Below are 8275 nucleotides of genomic sequence, written 5' to 3'. Positions count from 1 at the left end.
GTCTGGGCCCTCGCCCTGGCGACGGCGGTGAGCCGCACCAACAACCCGCTGCTGCTGTTCCTCGTCCTCGCCGTCCTCGGCTACGTCGTCACCGCGCGCCGCACCGAAGCCCCCTGGGCCCGCGGCTTCACGTACTACCTCTACCTCGCCCTCACCGTCGTCGTGATCCGCGTCGTGTTCCGGGCCGTCTTCGCCACCGGCATCACCCCGCACGACCACTTCCTCTTCTCCCTCCCGCACATCCCCACCCCCGACTGGTACGCGGGCATCCAGCTCGGCGGCCCCGTATCGCTGGAGGCGGTCCTCTCGGCCGCGACCGACGGACTGCGCCTGGCCTGCATGCTGTGCTGCGTCGGCGCCGCCAACACCCTCGCCAACCCCAAACGCGCGCTGCGCATCCTGCCCGGCGCGCTCCACGAACTCGGCGTCGCCGTCACCGTCGCCATCAGCGTCGCCCCCCAACTCGTCCAGAGCGTGCAACGGGTCGCCCGCGCCCGCAGACTCCGCGCCGGGCGCAACAAGGGACTCAAGGCACTGCGCGGCATCGTCGTCCCCGTCCTGGAGGACGCCCTCGAACGGTCCCTCCGGCTCGCGGCCGGCATGGACTCCCGGGGCTACGGCCGCGCCGGCACCGCCACCCGCCGCTCCCGGCGGATCACCGGCGCACTCATGCTCCTGGGCATGTGCGGCCTGTGCACCGGCGCCTACGGGCTCCTCGACGCGACCGCCCCCCGCTTCCTCGGCCTGCCCGCCATGACCGCGGGAGCCGCGCTGTGCGTGGCCGGTCTGCGGCTGGGCGGACGCAGAGTCACCCGGACCACCTACCGCCCCGACCCCTGGCTGCTGCCCGAATGGGCCGTCGCCGCGACGGGAGTCCTCTCGGCCGTCCTCCTCTTCAGCAACATGGGCTACGACGCGGCCGAGCTCAACCCCTCGATCTACCCACTCAGCTGGCCCACCCTGCCCCTGGTGCCGACCGCCGCGATCCTGCTCGCCGGAACCGCCGGATTCCTCGCACCACCGCCGACCCCGCCCCACCATCACCCGGTCGCAGCCCCGCAGAACACCGAGAAAACCGGAGCCACGTGATCACCTTCGACCAGGTCACCGTCGCGTACGACGACGCCGCCCAACCCGCTCTGCGCGAGGTCGACCTCACCGTCGAAGAGGGCGAACTCTGCCTCGTCGTCGGCCACACCGGCGTCGGCAAGTCCACCCTCCTGGGCGCCGTCAACGGGCTGGTGCCGCACTTCACCGGCGGCACCCTCTACGGCCGCGTCACCGTCGACGGCAGAGACACCGCCACCCACCCGCCCCGAGAGCTCGCGGACGTCGTCGGCGTCGTCGGCCAGGACCCGCTCGACGGCTTCGTCACCGACACCGTGGAAGAAGAACTCGCCTACGCGATGGAGCAGTTGGCCATCGCACCATCGGTCATGCGCAAACGCGTCGAAGAGACCCTGGACCTGCTGGGCCTCGCCGACCTGCGCCACCGCGCCCTGTACGAACTCTCCGGCGGCCAGCAGCAACGCGTGGCCATCGGCTCCGTCCTCACCGCGCACCCCCGCGTCCTCGTCCTGGACGAACCCACCTCCGCCCTGGACCCCACCGCCGCCGACGAAGTCCTCGCGGCCATCACCCGGCTCGTCCACGACCTCGGCGTCACCGTCCTCATGGCCGAACACCGCCTGGAGCGCGTCGTGCAGTACGCCGACCGCGTCGTCCACCTCCCCGGCGACGGGCACCTCGTCCACGGACCGCCGGCAGACATCCTGCGTACCTCGACCATCGCCCCGCCCCTCGTGGAACTGGCCCGCGCCGCCCGCTGGAACCCGCTCCCCCTGTCCGTACGCGACGCCCGCCGCGCCGCCGCCCCGCTGCGCACCCGGCTCACCGGCGTCACCCCCACCCCGGTCCGCCCCGCCCCCTCATCCAGCAACCCCGTCCTGCTGACCGCGCGCGGCGTCACCGTCACCTACCACGGGGTCCCCTCCGTGCGCGGCGTCGACCTCGACCTGCGCAGCGGGGAGATCACCGCCCTGATGGGCCGCAACGGCTCCGGCAAGTCCTCCCTGCTCTGGGCGCTCCAGGGCTCCGGCCCACGCCGGGCCGGAACCGTACGGGTCACCGCGCCCGGCGAGGACGCCTCCGGTGATCCGCACACCCTGCCCGCCGCCGACGCCCGCCGGCTCGTCGGCCTCGTACCGCAGACCCCGGCCGACCTCCTGTACCTGGAGAGCGTCGAGCAGGAACTCGACCAGGCCGACCGCGAGTCCACCGGAGGACGGGAGGTGTCGGGTGCGAGGGCGATCCTCGACCGACTCGCCCCGGGCATCGACGGCGCGACCCACCCCCGGGACCTGTCCGAAGGACAGAAGCTCGCCCTCGTCCTCGCGATACAACTCACCGCCGCTCCAGGGGTCGTGCTCCTCGACGAACCCACCCGCGGGCTCGACTACCGGGCCAAGGCCGAACTGACCCGGATCGTGGCCGCACTCGCCGAAGAGGGCAGGACCGTGGTCATCTCCACGCACGACGTCGAGTTCGTGGCCCGCACCGCCGACCGGGTCGTCGTCATGGCCGAAGGCGACGTCGTCGCCGACGGACCCACCAGTGAAGTCATCGTCGCCTCACCGGTGTTCGCCCCGCAGACCGCGAAGATCCTCGCACCGCTGCCCTTCCTCACCGTCGACCAGGTGACCGCCGCCCTCGCAGCCGACGCCCCGACCACCCGCGACGGAGAGGACCCGACATGAGCACCGGCAACGCGACGGCGATCCGGCTCACCACCCGCGTCTCGCTGGTCATCGCCCTCGCCGCCTTCCTCGGGGTGGTCGCCTTCTTCTGGCCCTTCGTCGTCGCCCCCGGAAAGTTCGGCTCGAACTACGCCCCGCCCCTCATCTTCGGCGTCCTCCTCGTCCTCGTGCTCTGCGTGGTGCTCTCCGAGATCGCCGAAGGCGGCATCAGCTCCAAGGCGCTGGCCATGCTCGGTGTACTGTCCGCCGTCAACGCGGCCCTGCGCCCTCTCGGCGCCGGAACGGCGGGCATCGAGACCGTCTTCTTCGTCCTCGTCCTGGCGGGCCGCGTCTACGGACCCGGCTTCGGCTTCACCCTCGGCTGCACCTCCCTCTTCACCTCCGCGCTCATCACCGGGGGCGTCGGCCCCTGGATGCCGTACCAGATGTTCGGCTGCGCCTTCGTCGGCATGCTCGCCGGCTTCCTCCCGCGCGCGACCGGGCGCCGCGAGGTCCTGATGCTCGCCGCCTACGGATCGGCCTCGGGCTACCTCTTCGGCTTCCTGCTGAACCTGTCCTTCTGGCCGTTCTCCCTCGACCCCGACAGCTCCATCGCCTACCTCCCCGGCCTGCCCTTCACCGAGCAGTGGCACCGCTACCTCGCCTTCGACCTCGCCACCTCACTCGGCTGGGACACCGGGCGGGCCGTCACCAACTTCGTCTGCATCCTGCTCGCCGGCCCCGCCGTCCTCACCACCTTCCGCCGAGCCGCCCGCCGCGCCCGCTTCCAGGCACCCGTCCGCTTCCCCCGCACCGGCCCGCGGCCGGCCGACTAGTCGCCGCTGGTGAGGTACCGGTTTCGACTTGTACGACGATGCATCGGGCCGTCCAGCCCGTGTCCATGGGCGCGTGGTGAAGATGCCGTTCGGACGGTTCTGCCGATCAGCGAGGGCGGCCCCACCTGACCGCGCTCACGCAGCCCGTACCGAGGCACTCGATGTGCCACGACCGTCAGTACCTTCGTTCTGTCGGCCCCGGGCAGAACGGACGACACGCTCTGCAGGCTGTGGCTGATCCTGCCTCGGTCATACGACGGCTACCGGGTGGCCTCCCAGGCGGCCCACAATCCGGCGTGGACACCGCCGGCGTCGACCAGCTCTCCGTGGGTGCCGGTCTCGACGATCCGGCCGCGTTCCATGACCATGATCCGGTCGCAGGTCGCTGCCTGGGAGAGGCGGTGCGCGACCACGACCGCGGTGCGCCCGGCGAGGACGGCGTCGGCGGCGCGGTCGAGCTGTCCGGCGTCGGTGGAGCCCGCTTCGGCGGTCGCCTCGTCGAGGATCACCAGGTCGGCGTCGGTGAGCAGCAGTCGGCCGAGGGCGAGTTGTTGCGCCTGTGCGTCGGTGAGGGGGTGTCCGCCGACACCCAGCGGGGTGTCCAGCCGGTCGGGTAGAAGATCGAGGAGCGGTGCGGCTCCGGTGGCTTCCAGTGCTGCGTGGAGGTCGTGGTCGGTGGCCGTGGGCGCGGCGAGGGTGAGGTTGTCGCGCAGGGTGCCTGCGAAGACGTGGATCTCCTGGGTGATCATCGCGGTACGGCCGGGGCGGGCCACCCGCCCTGCCTCGGGCAGGTGGGTGCCGGCGACGACTCCGGCGAGCGTGGTCTTGCCCGCCCCGGACACGCCGACGACGGCCACGTGCTGACCGGACGGGACGGTGAGGGTGATGTCGTCGAGTACCCGTGGCCCCTCGCCGTAACGGAACGAGACCTCGTCGAGGTGGAGGGCGGTGCTCGTGGCCCGGCGCCCGGGGGGCTGAGCGGAATCGTGGCGGCCCCGATCATGCGGCTCAGTGAGGCGAGGGCGGACTGGAGGGTGTCGATGACCAGCAGCAGTTGGTTGACCGGACCGAGCAGGCGCAGCACGAGGAGCATGGCGGTGGTGGCGCCGCCGACGGTCGACGCGCCGTGGTCGATGAGGACGAAGCCGACGACGAGTACGGCGGCCAGGCTCAGGCACTCGCCGAGGTTGAGCCGGGCGTTGAGCATGCTCAGCACGGTGCGTGCGCGCAGGGACCGCGTCGCGACGCGCCAGGAGTCCGTCATCACGGCCCGGTGCCGCTGCTCGCCGAGCCCGAAGCCGAGCACGGTGGCGTAGCCGCGCTGGGACTCGTGGATCTGCTGGGCGCGCGCGCTCATCGCCGTGCGCTCGGCGCGGTAGACCCCCAGGCCGACGCGCAGGTACCACCGCACGGCCAGCGCGTAGACCGGCAGCACGACGGCGAAAGCGACCGCGTAGGGCCATTCCAGTGCAGCGAGCCCGCCCAGCGACACGAGGATGGTGAAGGCGGTGACGGTGAGCACCGGGATCACGGCGGGGGCGGCGTCGGCGACAGCGGTGACGTCGTCGCTGGACCGGGATATCAGGTCTCCGGTACCGGCGCGTTCGACGAGGTGCTGCGGGAGCGTCATGGCGCGGCCCACGAACTGCTCGCGCAGCGCGGCGACGAGGGAGTGGTAGACGCGGGTGGCGAGCACGATGGTCAGCGCGGTGCCCGCGGCACCGAGGACTGCCGAGAGCGTCATGACGACCGTGGTCGTCAGCACGGTGGCGAGGCTCGCGGTACCGGCCCGCACATGGTCGACGAGGGATCCGATCGCCACGGAGACGACCAGGTCGACGCCGGTGCTGACGATCCCCAGCACCTCGGTCGCGGCGAGCCGGAGCCGGTACCCGTGGCTGAGCCGCCACACCTCCCTGACCGTCTCGCGCCCGCTCGCCACCGGCAGTCCGGGCTGTCCGGCATCGGAAGCGGTGGTCCCGGGTACGACGGAAATGCCGCTCACTGAGCCGTCCTTGAGGTCGCGGGTACGTTGTCGGACAGTTCGACGACACGGTCGCAGACGGCGAGCAGCGCCGGGGCCGAGGTGATCAGCAGCGTCGAGCGGCCTGCCCGGACACCGCGCAGCCGGCCCGCGATCGCGTGCTCGGTGACCGAGTCGACCGCGGTGGTCGGGTCGTGCAGTACGAGCACCGGGGCGTCGCTCGCGAGGGCACGGGCGAGCGCCACCCGCTGGCGTTGGCCGCCCGAGAGCCGGTTGCCGCCCTCGCCGACCGGGACGTCGAGGTCGGCCGCGAAGTCGCCGCAGGCGGCGGCTCGTACGGCGGCGTCCACCCGCGCGGGCGAGTCCGCGACGACGGCGACGTTGTCGCGGAGGGTGCCGCTGAACAGTGTGGTGCGGTGCGGTGCGGTGCGACCGTGACCCGGGAGCGGTACTCGACGGGGGAGAGGTTCTGTGTCGCTGTCCCGTCGAGCCGCGCCTCGACCCCTCCTTGGGCCCGCGGGTCCAGCAGCGCCTCGACGACTCGGGCGGCGGTCGGGTCGTCGGCGCGTACGCCCACGAGCTCGCCGGGCTCGACCCGGATCGTCACGCCGGGCCCGGAGACGCCCGGTACCCGTACGTCCAGCTCCGGCAGCGCGGTGGTGACCTCCCGCCGGGGAGCCACGCCGGGTCCAGCGGTCGGCGTGCCGCTGTCCCGCAGTACGCCGAGTACCCGCACGGACGAGGCGCGGCCGCCGGCGAGGTTGGGGACGGACGTGCTCGCGATCGCCTGGATCTGCGGCAGCAGTGCCTGGGCGAGGCCGACGGCGGTGATCAGCCCGCCGATGCTGAGCTGTCCGTCCACGGCGAGCCAGCCCGCCAGCCCCACCACCGCGGCGACGAACGTGCCGGTGACCATGCCCGAGCCCACGAGGAACCTCCCCAGCAGGCCCGCGTTGCGCCGGGCGCCGACGAGGGTCTCCTGGCTCGCTCGGCGGTACCGGCTGGTCGGAGAACCAGCGGACCGTCACGAAAGGTCGAGGCTGAGGGCTTGCAGGGAAGCAACACCTTGACTCCCCGCAAGCCCTCAGCGGCGTTCGGTGTCCGGGCGGTGCGTCAGGCGCCGACGCTCATGTCGGCCCGGAGCTTGCCGATGATGCGGGTGAGCAGGCGGGAGATGTGCATCTGGGAAAGCCCGAGTTCCATGCCGATCTGGGCCTGGGTCATTTCCGCGCCGAAGCGCATCTGGACGATGAGGCGCTCGCGGTCGTCGAGCTGCGTCAGGAGAGGGGCGAGGGTGTGCAGGTTCTCGACCATCTCCATCGCGGGATCGTGTTCGCCGACCACGTCCGCGTAGCTTCGCCGGCCCTGGGCGCCGGGGCCGGCGTCGGCGGGAACTTCGAGAGAGCCGGCGGTGTAGCCGTTGGCGGCGACCAGACCTTCGAGCACCTCGTCCTCGTCGAGTTTCAGGTGGGCCGCGAGTTCTGTGACGGTGGGGTCGCGGTCGAACTGGGAAGCCAGGTGTTCCTTTGCCTTCGCGAGCTCGACGCGCAGTTCCTGCAGCCGCCGGGGTACGTGGACGGCCCAGGTGGTGTCACGGAAGAACCGCTTCATCTCACCGACGATGTAAGGGATGGCGAAGGTGACGAACTCGACTTCCCGCGAGAGGTCGAAGCGGTCAACCGCCTTGATCAGGCCGATCGTGCCGACCTGGATGATGTCCTCCAGATCACCGTCCCCGCGGTTGCGGAAACGCTGCGCCGCGAAGCGGACCAGCGACAGGTTCATCTCAATCAGCGTATTGCGCGCGTACTGATGCTCGCGGGTCCCCTCCTCCACCGTCTGAAGGCGGTCGAAGAACAGCTTCGAGAGAGCCCTCGCGTCCTTCGGTGCGACCTTCCCCGCATCCTCCACCCACGGCAGGTCCCGCGTCCCGGCGTGTGGCCGTGCCCAGTTCGCAGTCTCGGACTCCGTCACCGTGCCGGACGGGGTGGTGGTGCTCACTGGCGTCACTGTCATGGGTCTGCCTTTCCTCGCGCGCTACCCCGTCCGCCCTTCCCCCTGCCCCCGGCTCAGGCGAACACTCACCCGGACACCTGGACATGACTGACCGTCGGCGGCGAAGTCGGCAGTCCGGCAACAGCGGGGCTGCTCCATCGGAGCTCGACCCGGGCGGTACGGCGGACAGCCCCCTGGCGAGTGGTCAGCCCTTCAAAGCCGCGGGAACGTCCTGGTGGAGGCCGATCACGGAGTCGACGCCGACGATGCGCAGCATCCGCAGCACCCCGTCGCCGGCCGCTGCCAGGCGTAGCCAGCCGCCGTCGGCGTGGGCGGTCTGGTGGGCGGCGAGGAAAATGTTGATGCCGGTGGAGTCCATGAAGGTGACTGCGCCGAGATCCGCCACGATGCGGTGGAGGCCCGCTTCGCGGGGGGCGGCGAGCGCTTGCGTGAGGAGGATGCCGGTGTGGTCGTCGATCTCACCGGTCAGCGTGATCACGCTGATCCCGTTCGCGCGTGTCTCGCAGGCGGTCAGTCGGCCTGCCCGGGCGATGTCGCTGTTCTCTGACACACTTCCCTCTGCAACCTGCTCGTCGGTACCGTCCTGCGCCCCGGCGGGGGCTTGGGTCCTAAAGCGTGTTGCAGAAGCCTGCGCTTCGGGTATTTCTCCTGTATGGGTGGGGTGTTGCGGGCTGAGGCGTTGTGGGTGGAAACGTTCACCGGGC

At 71.5% G+C, this 8275-nt stretch carries 8 protein-coding genes; 3 read left to right on the top strand and 5 right to left on the bottom strand.

What is annotated here, in order from left to right; genetic code table 11:
* From ACFWEP_RS27220 to ACFWEP_RS27210, 3 genes are all read left to right on the top strand, one after another.
* On the top strand, nucleotides 1-1089 hold a 1089-nt coding region (locus ACFWEP_RS27220; protein WP_387373797.1), incomplete at its 5' end, for a CbiQ family ECF transporter T component.
* Nucleotides 1086-2756: an ABC transporter ATP-binding protein gene (locus tag ACFWEP_RS27215; RefSeq protein WP_387373795.1), complete on the top strand. Its 1671-nt coding sequence runs from the start codon at nucleotides 1086-1088 to the stop codon at nucleotides 2754-2756. The genes ACFWEP_RS27220 and ACFWEP_RS27215, both read left to right, overlap by 4 nt.
* On the top strand, nucleotides 2753-3571 hold the full coding sequence (locus ACFWEP_RS27210; RefSeq protein WP_387373794.1) for an ECF transporter S component: 819 nt from the start codon (nucleotides 2753-2755) through the stop codon (nucleotides 3569-3571). The genes ACFWEP_RS27215 and ACFWEP_RS27210 overlap by 4 nt, the downstream gene beginning before the upstream one ends.
* Nucleotides 3572-3831: 260 nt before the next feature.
* On the opposite strand, the gene ACFWEP_RS27205 is transcribed toward ACFWEP_RS27210, so the two are convergent.
* The 5 genes from ACFWEP_RS27205 to ACFWEP_RS27185 form a co-directional block, all read right to left on the bottom strand.
* Nucleotides 3832-4428 (bottom strand): ATP-binding cassette domain-containing protein, encoded by a 597-nt coding sequence (locus ACFWEP_RS27205; RefSeq protein ID WP_387373792.1) that lies wholly within the window; start codon nucleotides 4426-4428, stop codon nucleotides 3832-3834.
* Nucleotides 4317-5576 (bottom strand): ABC transporter transmembrane domain-containing protein, encoded by a 1260-nt coding sequence (locus ACFWEP_RS27200; protein WP_387373790.1) that lies wholly within the window; start codon nucleotides 5574-5576, stop codon nucleotides 4317-4319. Before ACFWEP_RS27200 ends, ACFWEP_RS27205 begins: the two co-directional genes overlap by 112 nt.
* Nucleotides 5573-6583 carry an ATP-binding cassette domain-containing protein gene (locus tag ACFWEP_RS27195; protein WP_387373788.1) on the bottom strand — a complete coding sequence of 337 codons (1011 nt, stop codon included), beginning with the start codon at nucleotides 6581-6583 and terminating at the stop codon, nucleotides 5573-5575. The genes ACFWEP_RS27200 and ACFWEP_RS27195 overlap by 4 nt, the downstream gene beginning before the upstream one ends.
* A gap of 85 nt (nucleotides 6584-6668) precedes the next feature.
* The gene (locus ACFWEP_RS27190; RefSeq protein ID WP_387373786.1) at nucleotides 6669-7556 is read right to left on the bottom strand and encodes a SigB/SigF/SigG family RNA polymerase sigma factor; all 888 of its coding nucleotides are present in this window, start codon (nucleotides 7554-7556) and stop codon (nucleotides 6669-6671) included.
* Between the two features lie 199 nt (nucleotides 7557-7755).
* Nucleotides 7756-8121: an STAS domain-containing protein gene (locus ACFWEP_RS27185; protein WP_387373784.1), complete on the bottom strand. Its 366-nt coding sequence runs from the start codon at nucleotides 8119-8121 to the stop codon at nucleotides 7756-7758.
* Nucleotides 8122-8275 lie beyond the last annotated feature (154 nt).

The organism is Streptomyces sp. NPDC060198 (assembly GCF_042728415.1).
Lineage (GTDB): Bacteria > Actinomycetota > Actinomycetes > Streptomycetales > Streptomycetaceae > Streptomyces.
The sequence above is the reverse complement of the archived record's forward strand: the minus strand, read 5'-3'. Positions and strand labels throughout refer to the sequence as shown.